21 protein-coding genes, 1 tRNA gene and 1 riboswitch are annotated in these 25,731 nt (G+C 64.8%); of the genes, 11 read left to right on the top strand and 11 right to left on the bottom strand.

Translation table 11 applies throughout. The annotated features are described in order from the left end of the window. The first annotated feature begins 103 nt into the window (after nucleotides 1-103). The gene (locus FXV83_RS34000; RefSeq protein ID WP_148743923.1) at nucleotides 104-1,789 is read left to right on the top strand and encodes an MFS transporter; all 1,686 of its coding nucleotides are present in this window, start codon (nucleotides 104-106) and stop codon (nucleotides 1,787-1,789) included. 273 nt (nucleotides 1,790-2,062) lie between these two features. Here FXV83_RS34000 and FXV83_RS33995 read toward each other — a convergent pair whose 3' ends face one another. Beyond that, complete coding sequence (locus tag FXV83_RS33995) at nucleotides 2,063-2,275, bottom strand: hypothetical protein (protein WP_148743922.1); 213 nt, start codon at nucleotides 2,273-2,275, stop codon at nucleotides 2,063-2,065. Between the two features lie 174 nt (nucleotides 2,276-2,449). Continuing rightward, nucleotides 2,450-2,773 carry a hypothetical protein gene (locus FXV83_RS33990; RefSeq protein ID WP_148743921.1) on the bottom strand — a complete coding sequence of 108 codons (324 nt, stop codon included), beginning with the start codon at nucleotides 2,771-2,773 and terminating at the stop codon, nucleotides 2,450-2,452. A gap of 252 nt (nucleotides 2,774-3,025) precedes the next feature. Here FXV83_RS33990 and FXV83_RS33985 point away from each other — a divergent pair, with 252 nt between their 5' ends. Next, on the top strand, nucleotides 3,026-4,069 hold the full coding sequence (locus tag FXV83_RS33985) for a polysaccharide deacetylase family protein (protein ID WP_148743920.1): 1,044 nt from the start codon (nucleotides 3,026-3,028) through the stop codon (nucleotides 4,067-4,069). A 225-nt stretch (nucleotides 4,070-4,294) separates the two neighbouring features. Here the strand turns inward: FXV83_RS33985 and FXV83_RS33980 are convergent, their stop codons facing one another. From FXV83_RS33980 to FXV83_RS33960, 5 genes are all read right to left on the bottom strand, one after another. Beyond that, nucleotides 4,295-5,800, bottom strand: a complete 1,506-nt coding sequence (locus FXV83_RS33980; protein ID WP_148743919.1) for an alpha/beta hydrolase — start codon at nucleotides 5,798-5,800, stop codon at nucleotides 4,295-4,297. 575 nt (nucleotides 5,801-6,375) lie between these two features. After that, nucleotides 6,376-6,451: transfer RNA gene (locus FXV83_RS33975), tRNA-Thr, on the bottom strand. Between the two features lie 99 nt (nucleotides 6,452-6,550). Then, nucleotides 6,551-8,287 carry a heme biosynthesis protein HemY gene (locus FXV83_RS33970; protein ID WP_148743918.1) on the bottom strand — a complete coding sequence of 579 codons (1,737 nt, stop codon included), beginning with the start codon at nucleotides 8,285-8,287 and terminating at the stop codon, nucleotides 6,551-6,553. Between the two features lie 35 nt (nucleotides 8,288-8,322). Further along, nucleotides 8,323-9,528 carry a COG4223 family protein gene (locus tag FXV83_RS33965; RefSeq protein WP_148743917.1) on the bottom strand — a complete coding sequence of 402 codons (1,206 nt, stop codon included), beginning with the start codon at nucleotides 9,526-9,528 and terminating at the stop codon, nucleotides 8,323-8,325. Nucleotides 9,529-9,606: 78 nt separating this feature from the next. Then, nucleotides 9,607-10,353, bottom strand: coding sequence for a uroporphyrinogen-III synthase (locus FXV83_RS33960; RefSeq protein WP_148743979.1), 747 nt, complete (start codon nucleotides 10,351-10,353; stop codon nucleotides 9,607-9,609). A gap of 151 nt (nucleotides 10,354-10,504) precedes the next feature. Here FXV83_RS33960 and tsaD point away from each other — a divergent pair, with 151 nt between their 5' ends. From tsaD to FXV83_RS33945, 3 genes are all read left to right on the top strand, one after another. Beyond that, nucleotides 10,505-11,578 (top strand): tRNA (adenosine(37)-N6)-threonylcarbamoyltransferase complex transferase subunit TsaD, encoded by a 1,074-nt coding sequence (gene tsaD, locus FXV83_RS33955; RefSeq protein ID WP_148743916.1) that lies wholly within the window; start codon nucleotides 10,505-10,507, stop codon nucleotides 11,576-11,578. Between the two features lie 2 nt (nucleotides 11,579-11,580). Continuing rightward, on the top strand, nucleotides 11,581-12,561 hold the full coding sequence (locus FXV83_RS33950) for an NAD(P)H-dependent glycerol-3-phosphate dehydrogenase (protein ID WP_148743915.1): 981 nt from the start codon (nucleotides 11,581-11,583) through the stop codon (nucleotides 12,559-12,561). 152 nt (nucleotides 12,562-12,713) lie between these two features. Continuing rightward, nucleotides 12,714-13,127: an EVE domain-containing protein gene (locus FXV83_RS33945; RefSeq protein ID WP_187436357.1), complete on the top strand. Its 414-nt coding sequence runs from the start codon at nucleotides 12,714-12,716 to the stop codon at nucleotides 13,125-13,127. 266 nt (nucleotides 13,128-13,393) lie between these two features. Here FXV83_RS33945 and FXV83_RS33940 read toward each other — a convergent pair whose 3' ends face one another. Continuing rightward, nucleotides 13,394-14,473 (bottom strand): adenylate/guanylate cyclase domain-containing protein, encoded by a 1,080-nt coding sequence (locus tag FXV83_RS33940; RefSeq protein ID WP_148743913.1) that lies wholly within the window; start codon nucleotides 14,471-14,473, stop codon nucleotides 13,394-13,396. Nucleotides 14,474-14,575: 102 nt separating this feature from the next. Here FXV83_RS33940 and FXV83_RS33935 point away from each other — a divergent pair, with 102 nt between their 5' ends. Then, on the top strand, nucleotides 14,576-15,031 hold the full coding sequence (locus FXV83_RS33935; RefSeq protein ID WP_148743912.1) for an SRPBCC family protein: 456 nt from the start codon (nucleotides 14,576-14,578) through the stop codon (nucleotides 15,029-15,031). 12 nt (nucleotides 15,032-15,043) lie between these two features. Here FXV83_RS33935 and FXV83_RS33930 read toward each other — a convergent pair whose 3' ends face one another. Continuing rightward, nucleotides 15,044-16,213, bottom strand: a complete 1,170-nt coding sequence (locus FXV83_RS33930) for a DNA topoisomerase IB (protein WP_148743911.1) — start codon at nucleotides 16,211-16,213, stop codon at nucleotides 15,044-15,046. 405 nt (nucleotides 16,214-16,618) lie between these two features. Here FXV83_RS33930 and acs point away from each other — a divergent pair, with 405 nt between their 5' ends. After that, nucleotides 16,619-18,571 carry an acetate--CoA ligase gene (acs, locus tag FXV83_RS33925; RefSeq protein ID WP_187436356.1) on the top strand — a complete coding sequence of 651 codons (1,953 nt, stop codon included), beginning with the start codon at nucleotides 16,619-16,621 and terminating at the stop codon, nucleotides 18,569-18,571. Nucleotides 18,572-19,003: 432 nt separating this feature from the next. Beyond that, the gene (locus FXV83_RS33920) at nucleotides 19,004-19,519 is read left to right on the top strand and encodes a L,D-transpeptidase (RefSeq protein WP_148743909.1); all 516 of its coding nucleotides are present in this window, start codon (nucleotides 19,004-19,006) and stop codon (nucleotides 19,517-19,519) included. A gap of 53 nt (nucleotides 19,520-19,572) precedes the next feature. Here the strand turns inward: FXV83_RS33920 and FXV83_RS33915 are convergent, their stop codons facing one another. Beyond that, nucleotides 19,573-20,166 (bottom strand): thermonuclease family protein, encoded by a 594-nt coding sequence (locus FXV83_RS33915; RefSeq protein WP_148743908.1) that lies wholly within the window; start codon nucleotides 20,164-20,166, stop codon nucleotides 19,573-19,575. A 57-nt stretch (nucleotides 20,167-20,223) separates the two neighbouring features. Beyond that, a complete protein-coding gene (locus FXV83_RS33910) occupies nucleotides 20,224-20,421 on the bottom strand; it encodes a DUF1674 domain-containing protein (protein ID WP_148743907.1) in 198 nt (65 codons plus the stop codon). Nucleotides 20,422-20,607: 186 nt separating this feature from the next. Between FXV83_RS33910 and FXV83_RS33905 the strand changes: the two genes are divergently transcribed. The 3 genes from FXV83_RS33905 (at nucleotide 20,608) to purH (ending at nucleotide 25,587) form a co-directional block, all read left to right on the top strand. Next, entirely contained in the window at nucleotides 20,608-21,954 is a 1,347-nt protein-coding gene (locus FXV83_RS33905) for an RsmB/NOP family class I SAM-dependent RNA methyltransferase (RefSeq protein WP_148743906.1), read from the top strand. Between the two features lie 156 nt (nucleotides 21,955-22,110). Next, the gene (locus tag FXV83_RS33900; RefSeq protein ID WP_187436362.1) at nucleotides 22,111-23,829 is read left to right on the top strand and encodes a heparinase II/III family protein; all 1,719 of its coding nucleotides are present in this window, start codon (nucleotides 22,111-22,113) and stop codon (nucleotides 23,827-23,829) included. A 58-nt stretch (nucleotides 23,830-23,887) separates the two neighbouring features. After that, nucleotides 23,888-23,969: riboswitch (ZMP/ZTP riboswitch) on the top strand. Between the two features lie 25 nt (nucleotides 23,970-23,994). Beyond that, nucleotides 23,995-25,587 (top strand): bifunctional phosphoribosylaminoimidazolecarboxamide formyltransferase/IMP cyclohydrolase, encoded by a 1,593-nt coding sequence (gene purH, locus FXV83_RS33895; RefSeq protein WP_148743904.1) that lies wholly within the window; start codon nucleotides 23,995-23,997, stop codon nucleotides 25,585-25,587. The last annotated feature ends 144 nt before the right edge of the window (nucleotides 25,588-25,731 follow it).

The raw sequence follows: 25,731 nt of genomic DNA, 5'->3' as shown, positions 1-25,731 counted from the left end.
ACTTATAGCGGCCTAACCACTGGACAGCGAAGGACTTTCGCAGGCATCACTGACCCTACCGGAATCGCTGAAGCCATTTCTGCCAGACCTCCTGGAAGGGGATATGACCGAGCAGACGAACCGTCAAATTGCCGCCGACGGCATCACCGCGCCGCTGCGGTACACCCTGTTCCGGCGCATCTGGCTCGCCAGCCTGCTCTCCAATCTCGGCCTCTTGATCCAGGGGGTGGGCGCCGCCTGGGCGATGACCCAAATGGCGGCCTCGGCCGACAAGGTGGCGCTGGTGCAGACCGCGCTGATGCTGCCGATCATGCTGATCTCGATGCCGGCCGGCGCCATCGCCGACATGTATGACAGGCGCATCGTGACCCTGATCTCGCTCATGATCGCGCTGACCGGCGCGACTGCGCTGACGCTGCTGGCTTGGCTCAAGCTGATCACCCCGGAAACGCTGCTTGCTTTCTGCTTTGTGGTGGGCAGCGGCAATGCGCTGTTCGGCCCGGCGTGGCAATCCTCGGTCAGCGAGCAGGTGCCGCCCGAAGCGCTGCCGTCCGCGGTGGCGCTGAACGGCATCAGCTACAACATCGCCCGCAGTTTTGGTCCCGCGGTCGGCGGTGTCATCGTTGCCGCGCTCGGCGCGGTCGCCGCCTTCGCCTGCAATGCGATCCTCTATCTGCCGCTGCTGGTGGTGCTGCTGCTGTGGCGGCGCAACACCGAAGCTTCGCGCCTGCCGCGGGAAAAGCTCAACCGCGCCATGGTTTCGGGCGTGCGCTACATCACCAATTCGCCGCCAATCAAGATCGTGCTGTTGCGCACGCTGGTGATGGGCCTGATCGGCGGCGCCATCATGGCGCTGATGCCGCTGGTCGCGCGCGATTTGCTGCATGGCGGCGCGCAGACCTACGGCGTCATGCTGGGCGCGTTCGGCATGGGCGCAGTGGTCGGCGCGCTCAACATCCACGAACTGCGCAGGCGCATGAGCGGCGAGGCGGCGATCCGCGCCTGCACGATCTCGATGGCGTTTGCGATGGCCGCGCTTGCCTTGAGCACAGAACCCGTATTGACAGCGGCCGCGCTGGTGCTGGCCGGCGCGGTCTGGATGGCCGCCGTCGCGCTATTCAACATCGGCGTGCAGCTCTCGGCGCCGCGCTGGGTTGCGGGCCGATCGCTCGCGGCGTTCCAGGCGTCGATCTCGGGCGGCATTGCGATCGGCGCGTGGGGTTGGGGTCACCTCACCGATTATGCCGGCGTCGAGGTCGCGCTCCTGGTTGCAGCCGGGTTGATGCTGATCTCGCCGCTGCTCGGAATCTGGCTGGCGATGCCGCGCGTCGGCGCCCGCAACGAGGACGCCGAGGTATTGGCCGACCCGGAAGTGAAGCTGTCGCTCACGGCACGCAGCGGACCCTTGGTGGTCGAGATCGAATATCGCGTGTCGCAGGAGAACGCGCGCGCCTTCCACAATGTGATGCAGGATGTGCAGCTCTCCAGGCAGCGTAACGGCGCCTACGGCTGGTCGATCGCACGCGACATCGCCGACCCCGAATTGTGGACCGAGCGCTATCACTGCCCGACCTGGCTGGACTATCTGCGCCAGCGCAACCGTTCGACCCAATCCGAACGCGCGCTGCATCAGCAAGCGATCGATTTCCACATCGGGCCCGACCCGGTGCGAATCCGCCGCATGCTGGAGCGGCCATTCGGTTCGGTGCGCTGGAAGGAAGAGACTCCGGACAGTGCGAGTGGGGAGGTTTTGCCAGTGGTCGCGACCGCGGCGGGAAGCAGCACGTAGGTTTTCGCAGTACGTAGCCCGGATGGAGCGAAGAGGCTGGGCAAGTATTCGGTGCAACCGCCGGCTCGTAGAACGTAGTTCTCTTATGTGACACTCACAGTCACCGCGATGAAATTTTCTACGTGCCAGCGCCTACGACAACGAATGTATTTCTACTCTGCTCGAAGCTGATTGAATACTTGCCCAGCCTCGAAGCACAATCCGGGACAATCTCGCCGCGGGGACATAACCCCGGATTTCGCTTCCGCTCCATCCGGGCTACGATGCTCCATCTCACTGACCGTGCTCGGTCAGAACCTTGTCGCAGCCTTTGCTCAGCCGCGTACGGTTCTGCTTCAGGCAGGCGAGCACGGCCTGATCGCCATTGTTCATCACCGGGCGACAGAAGCGCGTGACGTCGCGCGCGCAGGCGTCGTGGCCGGGCTGCTGCGCCGCCGCGCCCGATGCGTACAGGATGAATGAGACAATGAAAAAAAATCTGGTCATCGCGCAATGCCTCTTACCCAGAAAGATGTGCGGGCGAAGCTAGTGCGACGATCCCAGAGCCGCAACGGCTTTATTGACAGCTTGCGTCTGCGTCGCCGCGTGACGCCCCGGCTTGACACCGAGGCACATCGCGAGAGGAGCTCGAGAATGCAACGATGGATGCGTTGCGCGCCGCTACTGACTGTCCTGCGCGTCAGCAACCTTGCGCGACGCGCCCTTGGCGAGATCCTTGTCCATCACCGCGCGGCAGCCGGCGCTCAGATCCGAACGGTGCTTCACCATGCACGTCGTGATCTTCGGGATATTGGGGATTTCCGACGAGCACAGGCGGAAAGCGTCGCCGGTGCACATCTGCTGCGCTTCGGACGAGAAGGCGAAGCTCGAGCTGGTCGAGATGATCGAGACGATGGCGGCGAAGCCGAGGGCCAGGCCGGTGTCACGGATCTTGCTGGTCAAGGACTTGTAAGAGAAGGACTTGTCGGTGAAGGACTTGGTCATTTGAAGCTCCCATTGGCACCGCCGGAGCGGGCCCGTTGTTGATGGGAACTACGATGCTCCAGCAAAACAGTTTCTACCGTGATGACGGTCACAAGCGGCACCGCAGATGTGACCTCGGTCACTTTGGCGCACTCCTCTGAAATTCCTCCGTTTCCGCTGTCGTGTTGGTGTCACGTTAACTGTTCCTTCGCATTAATGGCTGGGCGCGCGGGAAAATCCGCTTGTTTGGTTGCGTAATTGGAAAGAATAGCGATGCGTAATGCGTTGGGCCTGATGCTGGCCAGTGTAGTTGCGGCGGTCGTGATCGCCGCCGGCGGTTGGTTTTATTATTCCTCGCGCGCCGAACAGGGCGCCCCCAAGACAACAGCCGCCCGTGCCGCCGATCCTCTGCCGGCACCGGCCAAACTTGCCACCAAGGATGACGTCGAGACCACGGCGGGGCTCGCGGGTAAGCCGGCGGTACTTGCCGCGGCGCCGGCACCGGCCGCCCCGGTGCAGCAGAAGTCGACCTGCGCCAATCCAAACGCGCTCGGCGTGGCCCGCGTGGTCGAGATCGACACCACCGGCGGCCCGGGCTTCGGCTTCGAGCACTTCAAGCAGTTTGATTTCCTCACCGACAAGGAGGTCGTGCTGACCTTCGACGACGGTCCGTGGCCGGTCAACACGCCGGCGGTGCTGAAGGCGCTCGCGGATGAATGCACCAAGGGGCTGTTCTTCTCGGTCGGCAAGCACGCGACCTATCATCCGGAAATCCTGCGCCAGGTGCTGGCCCAGGGCCACACGGTCGGCACCCACACCTGGTCGCATGTCAACCTGAACAGCAAGAAGATGACCGAGAGCCAAGTCAAGGACGAGGTCGAGAAGGGTTTTAGCGCGGTGAGATTCGCGCTCGGCACCAACCCGGCGCCGTTCTTCCGCTTCCCGCAGCTTCAGCACAATCCGGCGATGGTGACCTATTTCGGCACCCGCAACGTCGCGATGTTCTCGACCGACATCGACTCCTTCGATTTCAGGAAGGGTGCCACGCCGGAGAAGATCGTCGAGACCGTGATGACCAGGCTCGACAAGCTCGGCAAGGGCATCATCCTGATGCACGACTTCCAGAAGCACACCGGCGAGGCGCTGCCGACGCTGCTCGCGCGGCTCAAGGCCGGCGGCTACAAGATCGTGCAGATGAAGGCCAAGACCACCTTCCAAACGCTGCCGGAATATGACGAGGCGCTGCTGAAGGATTTGAAGGTGCCGACCTCGAGCGCGCGTCCGATCGCGAGCGTGGTGCAGACGGTCTCGCAGTAAGAGCGAACTGGATCGGTTTCCCATATGCGGATGGCCGGGCTCTTGCCCGGCCATTTGCTTTTGGAGAGAGCGGCCGCTTACCAGTAGATGCCGTGGTGGTGCAGCTCGCTGATGATGCGGCCCTCGGTCGAGGTGGGCTTCGCCGTCGACGCGGGCGCTGAGATCGTCGTTGTCGTGCTCACGGCAGGAGTGGTCGCCGTAACAGGCGCGGTGGTCGATATCTAGCTAGGGACTATAGCGGAAGTAGATCGGCTTCTGCGGAGGCTCGGGGTAACCCCGAATCTCGGCCAACCTCGGAGGTTTGGCGCCCGTTTCGATAAGTATTTTAAGGTCGTTCAGCACGTTTCGCGTTGTAGCGAACGCGTTATGATTTAGCCCAAACAGTTCGTCACCGATCGCGCTTACATCGATGGTCGAAACCGATGCGATAATGATCGGCCCGGAGGGAGGCACGTCTCCTGCGCGCGGGATGTTTCCGGCAACCCGCTTAGAGAGCTGCAGTGCTTTGTCGTTCGCGGACGCATAAAGCGTGAGTCCTTTCGCGACTTTGGCTACCTTGGGAATATCCTGCAGAAACATGTCGCGATCTACATCTGGCGCGGCCATGACGAATTGAGCAATCAAGGGGGGCGATTTAGTCGCAGAAGCATTCGAAAGCGCATCGACTGCAATCAGGTTGCCCATGCTGTGCGCGATTATGTCGATACTTTCAAATTTTGCTTTGCGAAGATTGTCTATCACCCGGAGTAGAGCTGCGCGTGAACCAAGCGCACTTTCCTTATCGTAAAGATAGTCCGCTATCTCACCCCGAGATGGCCATGAGAACAAAACTGCTGCACCGCTGTATTGAAGATCCCAGACTATTTGCGCCGTGCGGAAAACTGCATCCTGGAATTTAGTATTGAACCCATGCACAAATATTAGAGCTCTCTTTTTCTTGGTCGAAGAAAGCGATTTGATCCATTGATCTTCGCTCGTTTTTGCGATGCTACGAACCGTGAAATGCCTGGTTGGATCGGCACTATCGCTACGAAAAGCAATACCAAGGATTTTGATGGTCGATGGCAATTCGATCTTTCCAATCTGATGACCCTCCGGCACGCGAACGCGAGCCGCGCCGAAACTGAGATCGGCATTTCGTTCACCAGTGAAGCCGCTAACGGCTGTCCAACCGCTGGAGCTAAAGACTGTAGTGCTGTTGCGCTTAGAGGTCGGCATCGGATTGTCTTCTAGGGATACGGGCTGATCCGACTCTCTACGGTTCGTCGCATAGAAAAATTCGATGATGTTCGGATTATCCGGCGGTGAGTCAATGTAAATGTGAGTTGTCTTGCCTGCTGAAGTAGAAGGTGGCCTATCTCGGAACGGTTCTTCCCATTCTGCGTCACCTGCCAAGGTCACCGGTCTATAATGCCGAATCGAGATTTCTTTGATTGAGGTTTCGTCAGCGGAGAAGCGCCAGTAGCTCTCGTAACGGGTGTGTTGGAGCAAAAAAATCGTGCCAGCTTGGCGCCATGACTTTGTCTCGATAGCTGACAAACAACCGTCGAACTTCTCGGAAAGCCGGCCGTAGGTCTCAAGAAACTGCTTGGCGGCTTCGGGCAAAACGATTGCCGGCATTTTCTCCAGGGATTTGTTAGAAAAAGCTTGGCAAATTTGCAGGACGACTTGAGCGTCAATGATGGGTTCTGCTCTGCAAATACCCGAGCTTTGTCCGAGGCCGACAAACACTGCGAGCGCAAAAAGCTAAGACGAAATCCGATGCATGGCACATCTCCTGGATGTGTTCTGATAGTCAGTCTATGCCTGGGTGGATGCCATCATCAACTAGCGGTACTGGTTCGAACCTTAGTGTTGGCGTCTCTACGCCAATCCTCTTTGGTCTTGTAAAGGCAGATTTTTCCGCAGACGCGGTCCGCCAATAATGGCGACGCGTTTGATCGACCGGTGAGCACCAAGCCAAAAATCACCGCTGACGTTTCGGACGTGAATAATCCTGGGAAATAGAATATCGCTCAGTGGTCGGCGCTGATACGCTACGATGACACGGCCGCCCGGCAGATTGAGATTCGCGAATATCGACTCGGTTGGATACCGCGTATCGCCGATATGCCGAAACGGAAGCCTGCCGTTTACGGTAGGCACCCCGGGATGAATAGCGGATGGATTCGCCCGTGAGCACTCGCATCAGCCACGAGCGCCGACCAAGGCATCTGCACGGTTACGCGGTGGTTCCTTTCGGACTCCAGCCGATGCAGGCGGCGCGAGGCCGCGTAAAAATATTCTATTCAGTTCAATGAGATGGCTGGTGCCGCAAGAGGGATTCGAACCCCCGACCCCGTCATTACGAATGACGTGCTCTACCAACTGAGCTATTGCGGCGAACCCTGCCGGGCCTGGGCAATGCCGGCCCCGATACGCGCGCTCCTGATATCGGGCACGGCCCGAATTGGCAAGGACAAGCGGGGTCCGAAATGGGCTTCACGCGCCCCAGCGGGACCAGAATCCCCGCCAGCCGCCGGCCTGGGCCTTTGCATGGGCCCTGGGCGTGCCGATTTGTTCCGCAAATTCATCGCTCGGACCCTCGTCATCGATGCCGGGATCGTCCGGGGCGCGGATGATCGGAATGACGGCGGGGATCGGGGCCGGCGCAGGCTTGCCGAGATCGGCACGGGTCCGGAACACCGGCGTTGCCGCCGGCGGCGATGATTCGGCGGGCTCGGCGGCCGGTTTGGCCGGCTCGGCGGTGACCGTCGTCTCCTCTTTGGCCTTCAGGGGTGAATTGTCCTGCTCGGCGGCCGCCAGCGCAGCTGCGACCGGTTCCACCTTGCTCTCGCTCACGACCGTCACTCGCTTCGGTGGCGGGGCCGCGAGCATCGCTTCCTCGAAGGCTGAGGCCTCGATCATGGTACTTCTGTCGGAGGGCAGGCTGGCAACCGGGGTCTGCCACTGGAACGCGTCGAGCCGGCCGGTGACCGGGGACACCGGGCGCCAGCGGGCGCTGACATAGCCGTCCGCGGTCCAGGCCGGATCGTGGCGGGCGCGGACCGCACGCAAGGTCCAGGCGCGGGCACGGCCGCCATCGCCATGCTCGGTGCGCTCGATCTCGGCCATCAGCAAGGCGACACGCTGGGTCGGATCGTTGACGTAAGGCGCAAGCGCCTCGCGGGCGCGGGCGAATTCCGAGGCATCGATCGCGGCACGCGCGATCGCGAGTTGGCCTTCGACGTAGCCGGGCTTGTCAGTGGGAATTTTGGCCGCGAGCGTCTCGACGCGCTGCAGGCGCTGGCGCGCGGCATCGCCGAGCTTCACATGCGCATAGGCGTCGGCAAGATCGGGATGCGGGTTGGCGAGCCAGGCCGCCTCGACCAGCTTCATGGCGCGGCGCACCTGGTGCGCCTCGCTCTCGAATTTCGCGGCGAGCACCGCAGCCGGCACCAGCGTCGGCGCGAGCTTGACGGCCTCCATCACGCTTTCGCGCGCGACGTCGCGGTCCATGGTTTCCAATTCCAGCGCACGCGCCGTCAGCAGCACGCCGCGCTGCCGGCGATAGGCCTGCTTGTCGATCAGGCCCGCGGATAGGTTCGAATCGAGAATCCCGAGCGCGCCGCTCCAGTCGCCCCGCGCGCAGCGGAAGCCGAGCACCGCATGCGAGGCCCAGGTCGAGGACGGCGACAGCTTGATCGCTTCCTCCGCGATCATCACGGCGCCGACCGCATCGTCGGCGCGCTGCGCCTCGATGAACAGGCCGCGCAGGCCGAGCAACCGCGTATCCTCGCGCTCGGCCATGGCGCGGAAGGCCCGCTGCGCCTCGTCGCGATTGCCCTCAAGCTGGGCCGATTGCGCATGCAACAACAGCGCGAGTGGATCGTCGGGCGCATGCCGCCGCGCCGCCTGCGCGTGCCGGCGGGCGAGCGCGGTGTCGCCATGGCCGATCGCCAGCAGGCCGTGGGTGATGGCGTGGCGGCCGCGCGCGTGACGTTTTTCGTGGCGGCGGCGACGCAGGCGCCCCGGCGTACGCCAGATCGTCGTCAGGATGCTCCAGACCAGCACGACCGCCGCGGCAAAGAGGCCAAGCAAAAACACGAACCTGGGAAGCGTCGTTGAGGCGCGGAAACCACCCGCGGTCAGGACGAGATCGCCGGGCTGGTCGGCAACCCAGGCCGCGCCGGCCGCCGCCAGCGCGATCAGAACGAGGAACAGGACGATGCGAAGCATGGCGATCCCTATACGCGCGGAGTGTTGCGCGAATCTTATTGAGCAGGCTTGGCGAGATCCGCCATGGCATCGTCGGCGAATTTGCGGGACGCGGCGAGCGCGGCATCGCGCGCATTGGCCTTGTCCAGCCAGGCTTGCGCCGGGGCGAGATCGGCCTCAGGCAGCGCCTTCAGCTCGCGCCGCGCTTCGACGAAATCGTTGCGGAGCGCCGCCGCAGTAACCCGCGCGACGATGGCGCCACGATCGTTGCCGACGCCGTCGGTGCGCTCGATACGAACCAGCTTTGACGCGCCGGCCTGAAGGCGCTCGACGATGCCGGCACCGCTGGCTGGCGCCTCCGCCGGCGGCGACAATTTTGGCACGATGTTGAGGAGCTCGCGGCTTAGCGCGACCGGCGTCGGGATGCCGGACGACGCGAATACATCGAGCGGCTTCAGCATGCCGGGATCGGCCGCGAGCGACCGCGCCGCGGCAAGCTGCGGCGCATAGGGATCGCCATGGCGCACGGCGACGTCGAGCAGGGTTGCCGCCACGACGTGGCGCAGCGGCTTGTCATCCATCGTCGGCGCGCTCGCGATCTTCTCACCCTGTTGCGCGAGCTCGGCCCGCTCGGACTTGCCGGCGCGCTCGAGCTGGGTGATGCGATCGTTGAGCGCGGCGACGTCGGGTGACGTGGCCCCGTCCCGCGGCGCCGACTTCACCTCGTTCAACGCGCTCGCCGTCTTGTCGGACTGCGCCCGCAGATTGGCGATGTCGCTACGCAAGGCGCCAAGGGATTTTTCCAGCGCGTCGATTCGCGAGACCGTGGCGGGATCGGCCGCGGGCTTGCCGGCCTTGGCTTCGACGGCGGCGACGCGCCCGCTCAGGGCATCGACAGTCGCGCTCGTCACTTGCGGAGCGGCGGGCGGCGCCTGCACCGCAGGCCAGCCCAGCATCCAGCCGACCGCGATCACGATCGCTGCTGCCACCGCGCCGGAGATTGGCGCAACGACCCAGGGCGACACTGGTGTGGACGCGATGGCGGCCTGCGCCTTGCTGCGCTCGGGCTCGGCTTCAGCCTTCTCGGATCTTGCCTGTTCAGGCTCGGCGTGTTCAGGCGCTGGCTGAGCCTCAGGCTCGCCCGCCGCGTCCTGCGGCTGGGTGGAGACTTCGGTCGCCTCGAGGTCGATGGTGGGCGGGGTGCGCTTGGCGCGGCCGGACTCGGGGGCCAATCCTGCATCTTCAGGCTTGTCGTCGGCCATCGTGACGGTTCCTCAAAACTTACATGCCCTGCACGGATATTCGGGCGGACCCGATTTCGCCGGATTCGGCCCGTCCTCTTACGCCAAACGGGTCCGCAAAGCACGCTCCAAGGCGTCAAACAAGGCATTTTCATCCGGCGTCGCCGCCACCAGAACCTGCGACGCACCGGCCTCGCGCAACACGCCCGCGGCCGTCTCGGACAGGCAGCATTGCGGTATCGCCAGCGCCGAGATTTCGACACCCTCGTCCCGTGCCGCCTCCAGGAAGGCCCGCGCGCTGCGGCGGGAGTAATGCAGCACCGCTCTTATTTCGTGGGCGGCAAACCCCTCGCAGACTTCGCGCGGCAGGAGCTTGAGCGGGGTCATGCGATAGGTGGTTTGCGTGATCACATTGAATCCTTCGGCACCGAGCTCGGCGCCGAGATCGCGCGACAAATCCGCGCCCGCCAGATAGAGCAGCGTGCTTCTTTTCTTCACGACCTTGTCACGGGCGCTCTGCACCACCTTGTCGCGCAAAGCGGCGGCATCGCCGCCGGCGACGATCACCCTGGCGAAACCGGCATCGCGCGCGACAGCAGCGGTGTGTTCGCCCACCGCGAACAGCGGCAGCCGTAACAGCTCGCGGTTCTGCAGTTGCGGCGCGACGGCGCGGATCGCGTTGGCCGAGGTGACGATAATGCCCTCGTAATCGGCTTCGCTTTCATCATGGAAAGCGACCGGCTCGAACTTGAGCACCGGCGCAAACAGCACCGAATGGCCCCGTGCACGCAAACCTTCCGCCGTCGCCTCATTGTCGGATTGCGGCCGTGTGACAAGAATGGACATCGCTCGTGTTCCCCGGCGCATCGTCGTGACACTTCCCACAAGGACGGCTGCGCGCGGCAATTGCGCAGGGCGCCCCCGGAATGCTACCGGACGTACCAGAACTCTGCTTTACGGATCAGCGCAAGGGCGCAAATTGAACAGCAATTCGCCAATGCTGGTACTCGGCATCGAAACCACCTGCGACGAGACCGCCGCGGCGGTGATCGAGCGCGCGCCCGACGGCAGCGGCAAGATTTTGTCCAATATCGTGCGGTCGCAGGTCGAGGAGCATGCCCGTTTCGGCGGCGTCGTGCCGGAGATCGCCGCGCGCGCCCATGTTGACCTGCTCGACGGCATCATCGACCGGGCCATGCGCGAGGCCGGCATCGGCTTCGCCCAGCTGAGCGGCGTCGCGGCCGCCGCAGGTCCCGGGCTGATCGGCGGCGTCATCGTCGGGCTCACCACCGCCAAGGCGATCGCGATGGTGCATGATACCCCCCTGGTCGCGGTGAACCATCTGGAAGCCCATGCGCTGACGCCGCGCCTGACCGACGGTATCGAATTTCCCTATTGTCTGTTTCTTGCTTCCGGCGGCCACACCCAGATCGTCGCGGTCACCGGCGTCGGCCAATACGTGCGGCTCGGCACCACCGTCGATGACGCGATCGGCGAGGCCTTTGACAAGGTCGCGAAGATGCTCGGCCTGCCCTATCCGGGCGGCCCCCAGGTCGAGCGCGCGGCGGCGAGCGGCGATGCCACGCGCTTTGCGTTGCCGCGGCCGATGCAGGGACGCCCCGATGCCAATTTCTCGCTGTCGGGATTGAAGACCGCCGTGCGCAACGAGGCGAGCCGGATCACGGAGATCACGCCGCAGGATGTCAGCGACCTCTGCGCCAGCTTCCAGGCCGCCGTGCTGGACTCGACGGCCGACCGGCTGAGCGTCGGCCTGAGACTTTTCCGTGAACAGTTCGGCCCACCGCATGCGCTGGTGGCCGCTGGAGGCGTCGCCGCCAATCAGGCGATCCGCGGCGCCTTGCATGACGTTGCGAGCCAAGCCCAGACGCAACTGATCATGCCGCCGCCCGCGCTCTGCACCGACAATGGCGCGATGATCGCCTGGGCAGGCGCCGAACGTCTCGCGCTCGGCATGACGGACACGATGGACGCGCAGCCCCGCGCGCGCTGGCTGCTCGACGCCAACGCCACGGCACCAGTGGGCTACGGCAACACCCGCGCGGGATTCTAGCGATGGATACCTTCCAAGCCATCGCGGTGATCGGTGCGGGCGCGTGGGGTACGGCGCTGGCGACGGTGGCAGCGCGCGCCGGGCGGAACGTGACGCTCTGGGCACGCAATGCGGACCACGCGACGCGAATTGCGGCGAGCCGGGAAAACCCGCGGCTGCCCGGCGTGCGGCTTGCGCCCGAGATCGTCGTCACGAGCGAGCTTGCTCTCGCCGCACGTGCCGACATGCTGCTGGTCGCCACCCCGGCGCAGCATCTGCGCGGCACGGTCAACATGCTGGCCTCGCATCTGACAAAACCGACGCCGGTCGTGGCCTGCGCCAAGGGCATCGAGCACGGCACGCACAAATTCATGACCGACGTGATTGCAGAGGCCGCGCCCCATGCCCGGCCCGCGATGCTGTCAGGCCCGAGCTTTGCCGACGACGTCGCGCGCGGCCTGCCCACCGCGGTGACGCTGGCGGCGAAAGATGAGGTCTTGGCGAGCGCGCTGGTGCAGGCACTGGGCTCGCCGACGTTCCGGCCCTATCACTCCACCGATATCCGCGGCGTCGAGATCGGCGGCGCGGCCAAGAATGTGCTGGCGATCGCGGTCGGCATCGCGGTCGGGCGCAAGCTCGGCGCCTCAGCCCAGGCCGCGCTCACGACCCGCGGCTTTGCCGAACTTTCACGGCTGGGCCGCGCGCTCGGCGCGCGCAGCGAGACGCTTGTTGGTCTCTCGGGGCTCGGCGATCTGATCCTGACCTGTTCGAGCCCGCAGTCGCGCAATTTCGCGCTTGGCCTCGCACTCGGCCGCGGCGAGCAGGCGCCCGCCGGCAAGCTAGCCGAGGGCGAGTTCACCGCACCCGTGCTGATCGAGCTCGCAGCTTCGCAAAACATCGAGATGCCGGTATCAGAAGCGGTTGCGGCGATCCTGAGCGGCAGGAGCACGATCGATGCTGCGATCGACGGGCTGTTGACGCGCCCCTTCAAGGCAGAGGAATGACATCTTCCGTCATGCCCGCGCTTGTCGCGGGCATCCACGTCTTGATATTGAACACGGAAGCAGAGACGTGGCTGGCCGGGACATAGGCGAGCGGAAGCGACGCCGTCCTTCGGACGGCTATGCCCGGCCATGACGAACGGATAGGGCGCGCGATGAACTACTGGCTGGTGAAATCTGAACCGTCGGTGTGGTCCTGGGACCAGCAGGTCGCCAAGGGCGCCAAGGGCGAGGCCTGGACCGGCGTGCGCAACTTCACCGCGCGCCAGAATCTCGTGAACATGAAGAAGGGCGACAAGGCGTTCTTCTATCATTCCAACGAGGGCAAGGAGATCGTCGGCATCGCGGAAGTCATCAAGGAGGCCTATCCGGACCCAACCGACAAGACCGGAAAATTCGTCTGTGTCGACATCAAGGCGGACAAGCCCTTGAAGACGCCGGTGACGATGGCCGCGGTCAAGGCCGAGAAAAAGCTCGCCGACATGGCGCTGGTGAAATATTCGCGCCTATCGGTGCAGCCGGTGACGGCGGAGGAGTGGAAGCTCGTCTGCAAGATGGGCGGGCTCTAATTGAAGCTACTGTAGCCCGGATGGAGCAAAGCGCAGTCCGGGAAAGTCTTCGTGTGGCACGATCCCGGATTTCGCTTCGAGGCTGGGCAAATATTCAATCAGCATCGAGCAGAGTAGAAATACATTCGTTGCCGTAGGCGCTGGCACGTAGAAAATTTCATCGCGGTGACTGTGAGTGTCACATAAGAGAACTACGTTCTACGAGCCCGCGGCTGCACCGAATACTTGCCCAGCCTCTTCGCTCCATCCAGGCTACGGGTCCGTGCTCAACTCTCCGGCAGCGCAAAGACCTCGCAGGGCGCGGCGATGCCGCGTAGCGAATGCAGTCCGAGCGCGATCAGCGGCGTATCCGTCTCGGCAGCAAGCGTCCCCGACGCCAGCACGGGTTGGCCAAGCGGCTTGCACAATCCTTCGAGCCGGCTGGCAAGATTGACGGCGGGGCCTATCGCCGTGAAATCCAGCCGATCGGCGGCACCGATATTGCCCCACAACATCTCGCCGAGATGAAGCGCTGCGCCGAACGCCAGGGGCGGCAAGCCCTGGCTGCGACGCTCTTCATTGAGATGAGCCATTCCGGCTTTGGCTGCGCCTGCCGCACGCAAGGCTGAATCGCAGGCAAGCCGCCGCTCCGCGTCGACCACCGGGAAGATCGCCAGCACGCCGTCGCCGATGAATTTCAGCACTTCGCCGCCGAAGGCGTGAACCGCACCGGCGATGCGGTCGAACCAGGCGTCGAGCGCCGCGATGACATCGGCGGGCGGATTGGTCTCCGATAATGTCGTGAAGCCGCGCAGGTCGGCATAGAGTAGCGCAGCCTGGATGGTCTCGCCGAGGTCGCGCCGCAACGGCGCCGCCAGTACCCGCGCAGCGCTGCGCTTGCCAAGATAGGCATCCAGCGTCGCCCGCAACGTGGCGCGTGCGGCGAGCAGTGCGAGCGGCGTCGCGGCAAAGCGCGCCGCCTGGCGCAGTTGATCGATTTCGCGTGGGGTGAACGGACGCGGCCCGATCCAGCCGAGCAGCGGCCCATCATGTCGGCCAACGACGTCTTCGTGCACCTCGCCACGCGCGGTGCCCCGCAGCCAGCGGCGACCGGCATCGTTGGGCGGGTCGGGCGCCAGTCCGCCGGGGGCAAAGCCGAGCGCTTCGATCACCTGGCCGCTCGCCGCGCGCCAAAGCCAGGTCCGCTTCGCGATCAGCGGGTGTGGCACCTCCAGCGTCAGGGCGCCGGCCGCAATCGGCACGCCGTCGGCGACCAGGTGGGCGCCGAGTTCCGCGAGCAGACGGTCGGCCCCGGCGGCATCGGAGGCGGCGTCGACAAGCCAGGCGAGGGTCGGGGAGAGTTGCATGGCCCCGATGATGGCGAAGACAGGCCCGCTTTGTCACGGGCAATCCTTGACGAGCCGCTTTGGCGCCGCCATGTGCCAGTGTCAGCCTAGGGATGATCGCCGATGACCGAACCGTTCGTAGTGCGACGCGAGACCCAGATTGCGGCTCCGCGGGCCACCGTTTTCGCCTATTTGACTGATCCCGAGAAAATCCTGAGTTGGATGGGGTCGGATGCGACCACCGAGCCGCATCCCGGCGGGCTCTATCTGCTCAAGGGCATCGGCCCGCGCGGCGGCATCGCTCGCGGCGCCTTCCGCGAGGTCGTGCCGGTGCATCGTCTGGCCTACACGTTCGGATGGGAGGCCGGCCAGGAGGTGCCGCCGGGCTCGAGCCTGATTGAGATCGATCTGATCGAACGCGACGGCGGCACGCTGCTCCGCATGACCCATAGCGGCTTGCCGACCGAAGAACAGGCGGCCGCCCACGCCAAGGGGTGGGCGCACTACCTGGAGCGCCTCACGATTGCAGCTGCGGGCAGCGATCCGGGTCCCGACAAGGGTTTGGCCGACGAGGCCTAGCGAGGCGCGGAGTTAGACCGCCGCTGTCGCAACCACTTGCGCCAGAAGCTGCTCGCGTCTGGCTTGTGAGCGCTGGCCCTTCATGGTCGCGGCGAAGCGTTCGAGGATCCCGTCCTCGAAGGCGGTGACGATGGTGTCGTGCACATAGCTCTTGCGGCAGATCGCCGGCGTGTTCGAGAGCTGATCGGCGGCGGCCCGGATCGCGTCCAGCACCTGCTTCTTGCGGCCGCGCTGGCTGATCGCCGGCGTGATCCGCGACAGTGATTCGACGACGACGGCAGACGCCATCAGGGTGCGGAAATCCTTCAGCGAAATCTTGATGCCGGCGATTTCGCGCAGGAACGCGTTCACCTGCGTGGTGTTCACGGCCCGCACGGTGCCAGAGGCATCGCGATACTGGAACATGCGCTTGCCCGGCACGCCCTGCAGAATGCCGATGGCGCGCACCAGCTTGGCGGCGTCGCATTCCTTCCGTACCGCCTTGCCGCCCTTCGCCTTGAACGTCAGGACGAAACAGTCGGCTTCCAGCGAGACGTTGGACTTCAGCAGCGTGGTGGCGCCGCGGGTGCCGTTGAGACGGGCATAGGATTCGTTGCCCGGGCGGATCGCGGTGCGCGCGATCAGCTCGATCACGGCCGAAAGCGCGAACTCGCGCGTCGGCTCGTCGCCCGACAGGAACATCGAGACCTTGCGCCGGATTTTCGGTAAGGCGCCGACGAGCTTTTCCAGCCGGTGCGCCTTGCGCTGCTCGCGGACCTTTTCCCAATCGGCATGATAGCGATATTGCAGCCGGCCCGCGGCATCGCGCCCGACCGCCTGAAGATGCGAGCTCGGATCGGCCGAATAGCGCACCTGGCGATAGGCCGGCGGCACCGCCATAGAATGTAGCCGGCGGATGGTGCGGGCGTCGCGGATATGCGCGCCGTTGGGGCGGACGAAGGAGTAGCCCTTGCCGCGCTTGATGCGCCGGATTGTCAGCTCGTTCTGGTCGCCGAGCCGCAGGCCCAGTTCCTTGGCCAGCGCCTCGACAGTCGTCGCAGGCGCCGTGTCGAAGACCTTTTTCGGGCTGGGACGCCTGAAAGTGGCCGGTTTCGGCCATTGTCCGAGGGCTTTGGCCAGTGCAACAGCGGCAGGATCGGCTGAAGCGGGCCGTATCGTCCCGAGATTCTGCTGATCCATCATAGTGTTATGCCTTAGCCCTGCCTGTTGTCGGTCAATGCCGCTGTTCTGATTCTTGTTCCAAGGGGTCTCTGTGGACCCGGGTTGGCCATTTAGGGTGTTCCGAACCGTATTGCGAGTCCCGAATCGGTGAGGGACGGTTTCTAAATACCGCTCGCGGTTGCATGGGGTCCTGTACGGGCCATTCTGGGGATTTGGGTAAAGATCCGAAAGGCAGGCTCCAGCCTGTTTCAGATTTGCGACAGTCACAATTGGCCACCTTGATCCTTCGCATGGCTGGCGGACCGTCGAAGGTCCAGCTTGTGCTCCTTGTCGGGCCCGGTTAGCCCGACGCATAATCAGTTCAAGATCAAATCGGCTTGCCCGTCGCTTGCGTTCGGCTTGCCGTATGTGGAGGGAAGAGAAAACATGTCCGAGAAGATCTACGACGTCCCTGCGGAGTGGGCGAAGCGCGCCTGGATCGACCATGCCAAGTACCAGGAGATGTACGCCCGCTCGATCTCGGACCCGAACGGATTCTGGGCCGAACAGGCCAAGCGCATCGACTGGATGAAGGCGCCCACCAAAATCGAGAACGTTTCGTTTGCGCCCGGCAACGTCTCGATCAAATGGTTCGAGGACGGCGTCCTCAACGTCGCCCATAACTGTATCGACCGGCATCTTCACACGCGTGCCAATCAGACCGCGATCATCTGGGAAGGCGACGATCCCTCGCAATCCCGGCACATCACCTACAAGGAACTGCACGACGAGGTCTGCCGGATGGCCAACATCCTGCGCACCCGCAACGTCAAGAAGGGTGACCGCGTCACCATCTATCTGCCGATGATTCCGGAAGCCGCCTACGCGATGCTGGCCTGCGCGCGGATCGGCGCGATCCACTCCGTGGTGTTCGCCGGCTTCTCGCCCGACAGTCTCGCCCAGCGCATCAACGACTGCCAGTCCAAGGTGGTCATCACCGCGGACGAAGGCCTGCGTGGTGGCAAGAAGGTGCCGCTGAAGGCCAATGTCGACGCGGCGCTCGCCAAGGCCGACGGCGTCGACTGGGTCGTCGTAGTCAAGCGCACCGGCGGCAAGATCGACATGAACCCGACGCGCGACCTCTGGTATCACGAGGCGGCGGCGATGGTGACGACCGAATGCCCGGCCGAGCACATGCACGCCGAGGACCCGCTGTTCATCCTCTATACGTCGGGCTCGACCGGCCAGCCCAAGGGCGTGCTGCACACATCGGCCGGCTATCTCGTGTTCGCCGCGATGACGCACCAATACGTCTTCGACTATCACGACGGCGACATCTACTGGTGCACCGCCGACGTCGGCTGGGTCACCGGCCACAGCTACATTCTCTACGGGCCCCTGGCCAACGGCGCGACCACGCTGATGTTCGAGGGCGTACCGAACTACCCGGACAATTCCAGGTTCTGGAACGTCATCGACAAGCACAAGGTCACCATCTTCTACACCGCGCCGACAGCGATCCGCGCGCTGATGCAGTCGGGCGACGAGCCCGTGAAGAAGACCTCGCGCGCCAGCTTGCGCCTGCTCGGCTCGGTCGGCGAGCCGATCAATCCGGAAGCCTGGGAGTGGTATCACCGCGTCGTCGGCGACGACCGCTGCCCGATCGTCGATACCTGGTGGCAGACCGAGACCGGCGGCATCCTGATCACGCCGCTGCCGGGCGCGACCAGGCTCAAGCCGGGTTCGGCGACGCAGCCGTTCTTCGGCGTTGCGCCTGAAATCGTCGATGCCGACGGCAAGGTGCTGGACGGCGAGACGTCAGGCAATCTCTGCCTGACGCGGTCATGGCCGGGCCAGATGCGCACTGTCTATGGCGACCACGACCGCTTCGAGCAGACCTATTTCTCGACCTACAAGGGCAAGTATTTCACCGGCGACGGCTGCCGGCGCGATGCCGACGGCTATTACTGGATCACCGGGCGCGTCGACGACGTCATCAACGTCTCCGGCCACCGCATGGGCACCGCGGAAGTCGAGAGCGCGCTGGTGGCGCACGAGAAGGTCTCGGAAGCCGCCGTGGTCGGCTTCCCGCACGACATCAAGGGCCAGGGCATCTACGCCTATGTGACCCTGATGGCCGGCGTCGAGCCGACCGAGGAGCTGCGCAAGGAGCTCGTCACCTGGGTGCGCAAGGAGATCGGCCCGATCGCCTCGCCCGACCAGCTCCAGTTCGCACCTGGCCTGCCGAAAACCCGCTCCGGCAAGATCATGCGCCGCATCCTGCGCAAGATCGCCGAAGACGATCCGGGCAGCCTGGGGGACACCTCGACGCTGGCCGATCCCGGCGTGGTCGACGATCTCGTCAAGAACCGGCAGAACAAGAAACAGGCGTCGGCATAGGGCTCCGGCTCGTGCCCGGACGCAGCGCAGCGCATCTTTGCGGTGCGCTGCCGAGCCGCGCCCATGCCAACGTCATTCCCCATGGAAAGATGAGCCCGGCTCGGCGCCGCGTCACTTGCGCGCCGCGTGCGCGAGGCTGCATTGAGCGCCGACGGCCTCTGAAATGCTGACGCCCTCTGAAATAACGACCGTTCGCATCCTCACGGACTTGTCAGGTGCGTGCCGCCGCCACCCGCATCTTTCCGCCGAGTGTTGTTTTCAGGTTATTTACTTTATTTCGAACATTTCCTTTGTTCCCCCTGCTGACCGGCCCTCGGCGGCCGCGCGTGGAAACCATCCGGTTAATGGACGCGGTTAAGAATGTTCGGGCGAGCGGGCAATTGCCGGTGCTGCGTAATTTTGGACGACCCGTTCGGGCAAGGGGAAACATTGATGTCGATGCGGATCGCGGTGGCGCTGGCCGCCACCATCGGAGCAGGGGCCTTGATCCCGACGGCGGCGCAGGCGCGGCCGGAAATGGTGGGGACACATCTGACTGACTATTCGCCGGGTACGATCGTGGTCAAAACCAGCGAGCGACGGCTCTATCTCATCCTCGATAACGGTCACGCCGTCCGTTATCCCGTTGGCGTCGGCAAAACCGGCAAGCAGTGGGCCGGCACCACCCGCATCGACGGCAAGTACCGCAATCCGGCCTGGTCGCCACCCGCCGAGGTGAAGCGCGACAAGCCGAGCATACCCGACGTCATTCCAGGCGGATCGCCGCGCAATCCGATGGGCGTCGCCGCCATGACGCTGGCCGGCGGCGAATATGCTATCCACGGTACCAACGTGCCGGGCTCGGTTGGCGGCTTCGTTTCCTACGGCTGCATCCGCATGCTCAACGACGACATCAGCGATCTCTACAGCCGCGTCTCCGTCGGCACGACGGTGGTCGTGGCGCGCTGATCACCGGAAATCAGATCAGAACAGCGAAAGCCGCGTCGAACGACGCGGCTTTTTTATTGCCAGAAGCGCCAGCCCCGCGCGCACCAGCCGTCGCGATGGCCGCCATTGTAGCTGCGCGCATAGCCGCCTGCGAGCAACACAGCCGAGACGTTGGCAGTGCGTTTGGTCGCGACGTCGGCGAGAACGCGTCCGTATTTGTCGGGGCCGAGATTGGAGATCGTGACGCCGCCCTGGCCGAGCAGGTCGCGGAGCGCGGCGGCGGCGGCTTCGGCCTTGTCGAGTTCTTCCTGGCAGGAGGCTTTCATCTCCGGTGCATCGATGCCGCGCAGGCGAACACGCGCGACGAGCTCGCGGCCATCGCCTTGATGCACGCGCGCGAGGAAGGTGTCGCCGTCGATGGTGCGGATGACGTCGACGGTCTGGCGAATGTCGGGGTTACCGGCCTGCTGGAGGATGATCTCGGCGTCATGCGGCCGACCGTCGGCCGCATGCGGAACTGGCCAGTTCGTCCCGTGACGGAAGGTGAGCACAATAGCCACCACGATTCCCACAATGAACATCCACGGCAACAGCCCTGAGAACCGTCGACCAAATGGCGAGCCGCTGTACAAATGCCGAAATGGATGGCTGGGGTCGAAGCGCGACATCCGCGAACGCTAGGGCTGAATCGGCCGGGCCGGCAAGAGAGTCCTCGAACCAGAGCTTCAAAAGTCCGAGGCGATGCCTTTGCGCTCCCAATCGCCGTAACGGGTGGGCTCGGGTCCCTTTGGCCCATGCAACTCCTTCGGCGCCATGTCGGCCTGGGCCGCAGCGGCGCGCCGGCGCGCTTCGGCTTCAGCCAGCGCGCGCTGGGCGGCCGGCGACAGCGGCTTGCGATGTGGAGCGGAGGGCTGGTCACTCATGATCTGGGTTCCTAGCGCAAGACCGCAACGCGCGCGACGTCCAATAAAGCATTGCAGAAATAGTCATGCGGGGCTGTAAACGCGAGAGCTCATTCTTACATTTGGCATATTCGCGTGCCACAGCTCTGTTGGTTAAGGCATGCGCCCCTTCGGCGGAACTGCCGCTCGCTAAGAACCTTAAGCCGCATGCCATCTCAACGTTTCGCCCCTCCATCCGAAGTGCCTGGTCTGGCAGCGCGGCGGATCGCTGCCGACATCGTCGACGGCGTGCTGCACAAGCGCCGCACGCTCGACGATCAGCTCGATGGCGCCGGCGCTCATCCGGGACTGAAGACGCTCGCCGACCGCGACCGCGCCCTGATGCGACGCCTGGTCGCGACTATCCTGCGCCGGCTCGGCACGCTCGGCCACGTGCTCTCGCGGCTGCTCGACAAGGGCATTCCATCCGAGGCACCGCGCGCGCAGAGCGCGCTTCTGATCGGCGCCGCGCAGATTCTCTGGATGGACGTGCCCGATCACGCCGCCGTCGACCTCTCCGTTCGCCTCGTGCAATCCGACCGCCGCGCCGCGCGCTACGCCGGCCTCGTCAACGCTGTGCTGCGCCGCTGCGCGCGCGAGGGCAAGGCGCTGGTGGAAGAGGTTGCCGCGCAATCGCTGGACCTGCCGCCCTGGCTGCTCGCGCGCTGGAGCGCACATTACGGCGAGACCGTCGCAAGGGACATGGCGCTGGCGCTTGGCCACGAGCCTTCGCTCGATCTCACCGTGAAGTCGGACGCCGCGCAATGGGCGAGCCGGCTGCATGGCGAGGTGCTGCCGACCGGATCGGTACGCACGGTGCTGCACGGCGCGGTGACCATGCTGCCCGGCTTCGCCGAAGGACAATGGTGGGTGCAGGACGCCGCCGCCGCGCTGCCGGCCCGGCTGTTCGGCGACATCGCCGGCAAATCCATCGCCGATCTCTGCGCCGCGCCCGGCGGCAAGACCGCGCAACTGGCGCAAACCGGCGCGCGTGTCACGGCGATCGACCGCTCGCCCGCCCGGGTGGCGCGGCTGCGCGAAAATCTGGCGCGCTTGTCGCTCCAGGCCGAGACTGTCGTCGCCGACGCCGCGGAATGGGCCGGCCCGGCGGACGGCTTCGACGGCATCCTGATCGATGCACCCTGCACGTCGACCGGCACGATTCGCCGTCACCCCGACGTGGCATGGCTCCGGCAGGAGTCCGACATCGCCGCGCTGACCGTGCTCCAGCAACGGCTGCTGCGAAAATCCGTTTCGCTGCTCAAGCCGGGCGGAACGCTGGTCTATTGCACCTGTTCGCTGGAACCGGAGGAGGGCGAGCAGGCCATCGCCACGCTGCTCGCCGCAGAACCTGCGCTTCGGCGCGTGCCGATCGAAGCGTCCGAGGTCTTCGGCCTCGGCGAGATCATCACTGCCGATGGCGACCTGCGCACCCTGCCCAGCCATTTGCCGAACGCCGATCCAAAGCTCGGCGGGCTCGACGGATTTTACGCCGCCCGGCTGGTTAAATCCTGATTTTGCACCGGTTTTTACGGTCGCGACGCTGATTCGCGGCCTTTCAAGGTGGTGTCAGGCGCCGGATTTTGGGATTAAAAGGATTCGTCGGAATCCTCTCCCCCTACAAGGCAAGGCGTGTCGGTCGCTCAACGCAGACGTATCTCGACGCTGCTGATGAACCGCTTCGCGCGGAACATGCTCGCGCGCGCGAGCGGCGGCTCCGTGGCGCTGTCGCGGGTCTGGCCGGGCCGAACCGACCGGCTGATCATCGCGCCGCACGACTTGCGCACTGCGGATGCGACCCGCGCCGCCGAGATCTATGCCGGCCGCTTCGTCTTCGCCGGCAAGATCGTCAACTGCCACGGCCGCTCGATCTTCGATCTCGAGCCGCCGTCGGAGGATTGGGAGGTGGCGCTGCTCGGCTTCGGCTGGCTGCGCCATTTGCGCGCCGCCGACACCGCGCTGACGCGGGCGAATGCGCGTTCGCTGGTCGAGGACTGGATCAGTAACCCCGCCAACAAGCGCCGCCCCGTCGCGCGGCGCGCCGACGTGCTGGCGCGGCGCGTGATTTCGCTGTTGTCGCAAGCGCCGCTGGTGCTCAACGAAACCGACAACAAATTCTACCGCCGCTATCTGCGGGCGCTGGCGCGCGAGATCCGCTTCCTTCGCTACACCATGCTCAATATTGCGGACGGGGTGCCGAAGCTCCAGGTGCTGATCGCGCTGTGCTACACGGCGCTGTGCCTCGCCAACCAGGCGAAGCACATCCGCAGCGCCTCGAAAAAGCTCTCGGACGAGCTCCAGCGGCAGATCCTGCCCGACGGCGGCCACATCTCGCGCAACCCGGGCGCGCTGATCGAACTCCTGATCGACCTGTTGCCGCTGCGGCAGACCTTTGCCGCGCGCAACATCGCTCCGCCGCCGGCGCTTCTCAACGCGATCGACCGCATGATGCCGATGCTGCGCTTCTTCCGGCACGGCGACGGCAATTTCGCGCTGTTCAACGGCATGAGCGCGACGCCCTCGGACCTGCTCGCCACGCTGCTCGCCTATGACGACACCCACGGCGCGCCGATGGCGAACATGCCGCATACCGGCTTCCAGCGTCTCGACGCCGGGCAGACCACGCTGATCATCGATACCGGCCCGCCGCCGCCGGCAGGCGTGAGCCACGACGCTCATGCCGGCTGCCTGTCGTTCGAATTGTCCTCCGGCATCAGCCGCATCGTCATCAATTGCGGCATGCCGACGACGGGGCGCGACAATTGGCGGCCGTTCGCACGCGGGACGGCTGCGCATTCGACGCTGAGCTATCACGAAACCTCGTCCTGCCAGTTCGTCGAGATGTCGGCGATGAAGCGGCTGCTGCGCGGCGCACCCGTCGTCAGCGGCCCCGTCGAGGTCGAAAGCTATCGCGAGATCGTGCAGAACGGCACGCTGCTCACGGCGTCGCATGACGGCTACATGGCCAAGTTCGGTGCGATCCATCGCCGCGTGCTGATGATCGCCAATGACGGTGCGCGGATCGACGGCGAGGATACGCTGTCGCCGCGGCAAGGTGGACGTTTCAAGGGCGGCGACGCCGATTTTGCCGTGCGCTTTCATCTGCATCCGGCGGTGAAGGCGAGCCGGCTGTCGGATGCCCGCGGCGTCATGCTGGTGCTGCCCAACCGCGACGTCTGGACCTTCGAGGCGCTCGACGACAAGGTCGATCTCGAGGATAGCGTGTTCCTGGCCGGCAATGACGGGCCCCGCCGCACCGCGCAGATCGTGATCCGCCAGGACGCCCGGCAGGCGCCCTCGATCCGCTGGAGCTTTGTCCGCTCCACCGCTTCGCCCGCGATCACCAATGCCCGCCGCAACGCGCGGCGCGAGCCGGAACTTCCGCTGTAAACCGGTGCGGATCGCCATATCTAGCCGTTGAGAACAGCGCCGAAAGCTGCTATCGAGCGCTCGCTCGCGCGACTGGCGACCTTGGATGGAGCACCATCGGGAAGCGCGGGACATAGAAGCCGCGCGCCTGGGCATAGACACTCCTTAAGACAGAGGATCTTGCTCATGACTGACCATCCCCGCCGCGTCACCCGCGCTCTTCTCTCCGTTTCCGACAAAACCGGCCTGATCGAGTTCGCAAAGGCGCTGGCCGCCCATGGTGTCGAACTGGTTTCGACCGGCGGCACCGCCAAGGCGATCGCCGCCGCCGGCCTCAAGGTGAAGGACGTCTCCGAGCTGACCGGTTTTCCCGAGATGATGGACGGCCGCGTCAAGACGCTGCATCCGAAGGTGCATGGCGGCCTGCTCGCGATCCGCGACAATGCCGAGCATACGCAGGCGATGAACGCGCACGGCATCGCGCCGATCGATCTGCTCGTCGTCAACCTCTATCCGTTCGAGGCGACCGTCGACAAAGGCGCCGGCTTCGAGGATTGCATCGAGAACATCGACATCGGCGGCCCCGCGATGATCCGCGCCGCCGCGAAGAACCATGACGACGTCGCCGTCGTGGTCGAGGCGCAGGATTATCAGGCCGTGCTCGACGAGCTCGCCGCCAACAGGGGCGCGACCACGCTCGGCTTGCGCCGGCGGCTCGCTGCCAAGGCTTACGCGCGCACGGGGGCCTATGATGCCGCGATCTCGAACTGGTTCAACCGCCAGCTCGCGATCGATGCGCCCGACTTCCGCGCCTTCGGCGGCAAGCTGATCCAGTCGCTGCGCTACGGCGAGAACCCGCACCAGACCGCAGCGTTCTATGCGACGCCCGACAAGCGCCCGGGCGTGTCGACCGCGCGGCAGTTGCAGGGCAAGGAACTCTCGTACAACAACATCAACGACACCGATGCGGCCTATGAGTGCATCGGCGAGTTCGACGCCAAGCGCACCGCGGCCTGCGTCATCGTCAAGCACGCCAATCCCTGCGGCGTCGCGGAAGGCTCCGACCTCGTCAGCGCCTACCGCAAGGCGCTGGCCTGCGACTCCACCTCCGCCTTCGGCGGCATCATCGCGATGAACCGCGCGCTCGATGCCGACACCGCGCGCGAGATCACGAAAATCTTCACCGAGGTGATCATCGCGCCCGATGCCAGCGAGGAAGCCATCGCCATCATCGGCGCGCGCAAGAATTTGCGCCTGCTGCTCGCAGGCAGCCTGCCCGATCCGCGCGCGCCGGGCCTGACCGCCAAGACGGTTGCGGGCGGTCTGCTCGTGCAGAGCCGCGACAACGCCGTGGTCGATGACATGACATTCAAGATCGTGACCAAGCGTGCGCCGACGGACGCGGAGATGCGCGACCTCAAGTTCGCGTTCCGTGTGGCCAAGCACGTCAAGTCCAACACCATCATCTACGCCAAGGATCTCGCCACCGTCGGCATCGGGGCAGGTCAGATGAGCCGGGTGGATTCCGCCCGGATCGCAGCGCGCAAGGCGCAGGATGCGGCCAATGAGCTGAAGCTTGCCGAACCGCTCACCAAGGGCTCGGTCGTGGCGTCCGATGCGTTCTTCCCGTTCGCGGACGGCATGCTCGCCTGCATCGAGGCCGGCGCCACCGCGGTGGTGCAGCCCGGTGGCTCGATGCGCGACGACGAGGTGATCAAGGCCGCCGACGAGCACGGCATCGCCATGGTGTTCACGGGGACGCGGCACTTCAGGCACTGAGCACTAAACTCTCCACGGGTCGTCCCGGCGAAGGCCGGGACCCATACCCACAGGGAGCAGTTTTGCGAAAACTCGTAGTGGGAATCTCGCGCCATAACTCGTCTCTGGGGTTATGGGTCCCGGCCTTCGCCGGGACGACAGCGG

Source organism: Bradyrhizobium hipponense, from assembly GCF_008123965.1.
GTDB lineage: Bacteria > Pseudomonadota > Alphaproteobacteria > Rhizobiales > Xanthobacteraceae > Bradyrhizobium > Bradyrhizobium hipponense.
Note: the sequence above shows the minus strand (reverse complement) of the source record. Positions and strands in the feature narration are given on the sequence as shown.

Bases quoted from the DNA above. Each gene is read 5' to 3' on its own strand.
- FXV83_RS34000 (WP_148743923.1), top strand. From the start codon at position 104: ATGACCGAGCAGACGAACCGTCAAATTGCCGCCGACGGCATCACCGCG.
- FXV83_RS33995 (WP_148743922.1), bottom strand. From the start codon at position 2,275: ATGACCAGATTTTTTTTCATTGTCTCATTCATCCTGTACGCATCGGGC.
- FXV83_RS33990 (WP_148743921.1), bottom strand. From the start codon at position 2,773: ATGACCAAGTCCTTCACCGACAAGTCCTTCTCTTACAAGTCCTTGACC.
- FXV83_RS33985 (WP_148743920.1), top strand. From the start codon at position 3,026: ATGCGTAATGCGTTGGGCCTGATGCTGGCCAGTGTAGTTGCGGCGGTC.
- FXV83_RS33970 (WP_148743918.1), bottom strand. From the start codon at position 8,287: ATGCTTCGCATCGTCCTGTTCCTCGTTCTGATCGCGCTGGCGGCGGCC.
- FXV83_RS33965 (WP_148743917.1), bottom strand. From the start codon at position 9,528: ATGGCCGACGACAAGCCTGAAGATGCAGGATTGGCCCCCGAGTCCGGC.
- FXV83_RS33960 (WP_148743979.1), bottom strand. From the start codon at position 10,353: ATGTCCATTCTTGTCACACGGCCGCAATCCGACAATGAGGCGACGGCG.
- tsaD (WP_148743916.1), top strand. From the start codon at position 10,505: ATGCTGGTACTCGGCATCGAAACCACCTGCGACGAGACCGCCGCGGCG.
- FXV83_RS33950 (WP_148743915.1), top strand. From the start codon at position 11,581: ATGGATACCTTCCAAGCCATCGCGGTGATCGGTGCGGGCGCGTGGGGT.
- FXV83_RS33945 (WP_187436357.1), top strand. From the start codon at position 12,714: ATGAACTACTGGCTGGTGAAATCTGAACCGTCGGTGTGGTCCTGGGAC.
- FXV83_RS33940 (WP_148743913.1), bottom strand. From the start codon at position 14,473: ATGCAACTCTCCCCGACCCTCGCCTGGCTTGTCGACGCCGCCTCCGAT.
- FXV83_RS33935 (WP_148743912.1), top strand. From the start codon at position 14,576: ATGACCGAACCGTTCGTAGTGCGACGCGAGACCCAGATTGCGGCTCCG.
- FXV83_RS33930 (WP_148743911.1), bottom strand. From the start codon at position 16,213: ATGATGGATCAGCAGAATCTCGGGACGATACGGCCCGCTTCAGCCGAT.
- acs (WP_187436356.1), top strand. From the start codon at position 16,619: ATGTCCGAGAAGATCTACGACGTCCCTGCGGAGTGGGCGAAGCGCGCC.
- FXV83_RS33920 (WP_148743909.1), top strand. From the start codon at position 19,004: ATGTCGATGCGGATCGCGGTGGCGCTGGCCGCCACCATCGGAGCAGGG.
- FXV83_RS33915 (WP_148743908.1), bottom strand. From the start codon at position 20,166: ATGTCGCGCTTCGACCCCAGCCATCCATTTCGGCATTTGTACAGCGGC.
- FXV83_RS33910 (WP_148743907.1), bottom strand. From the start codon at position 20,421: ATGAGTGACCAGCCCTCCGCTCCACATCGCAAGCCGCTGTCGCCGGCC.
- FXV83_RS33905 (WP_148743906.1), top strand. From the start codon at position 20,608: ATGCCATCTCAACGTTTCGCCCCTCCATCCGAAGTGCCTGGTCTGGCA.
- FXV83_RS33900 (WP_187436362.1), top strand. From the start codon at position 22,111: ATGAACCGCTTCGCGCGGAACATGCTCGCGCGCGCGAGCGGCGGCTCC.
- purH (WP_148743904.1), top strand. From the start codon at position 23,995: ATGACTGACCATCCCCGCCGCGTCACCCGCGCTCTTCTCTCCGTTTCC.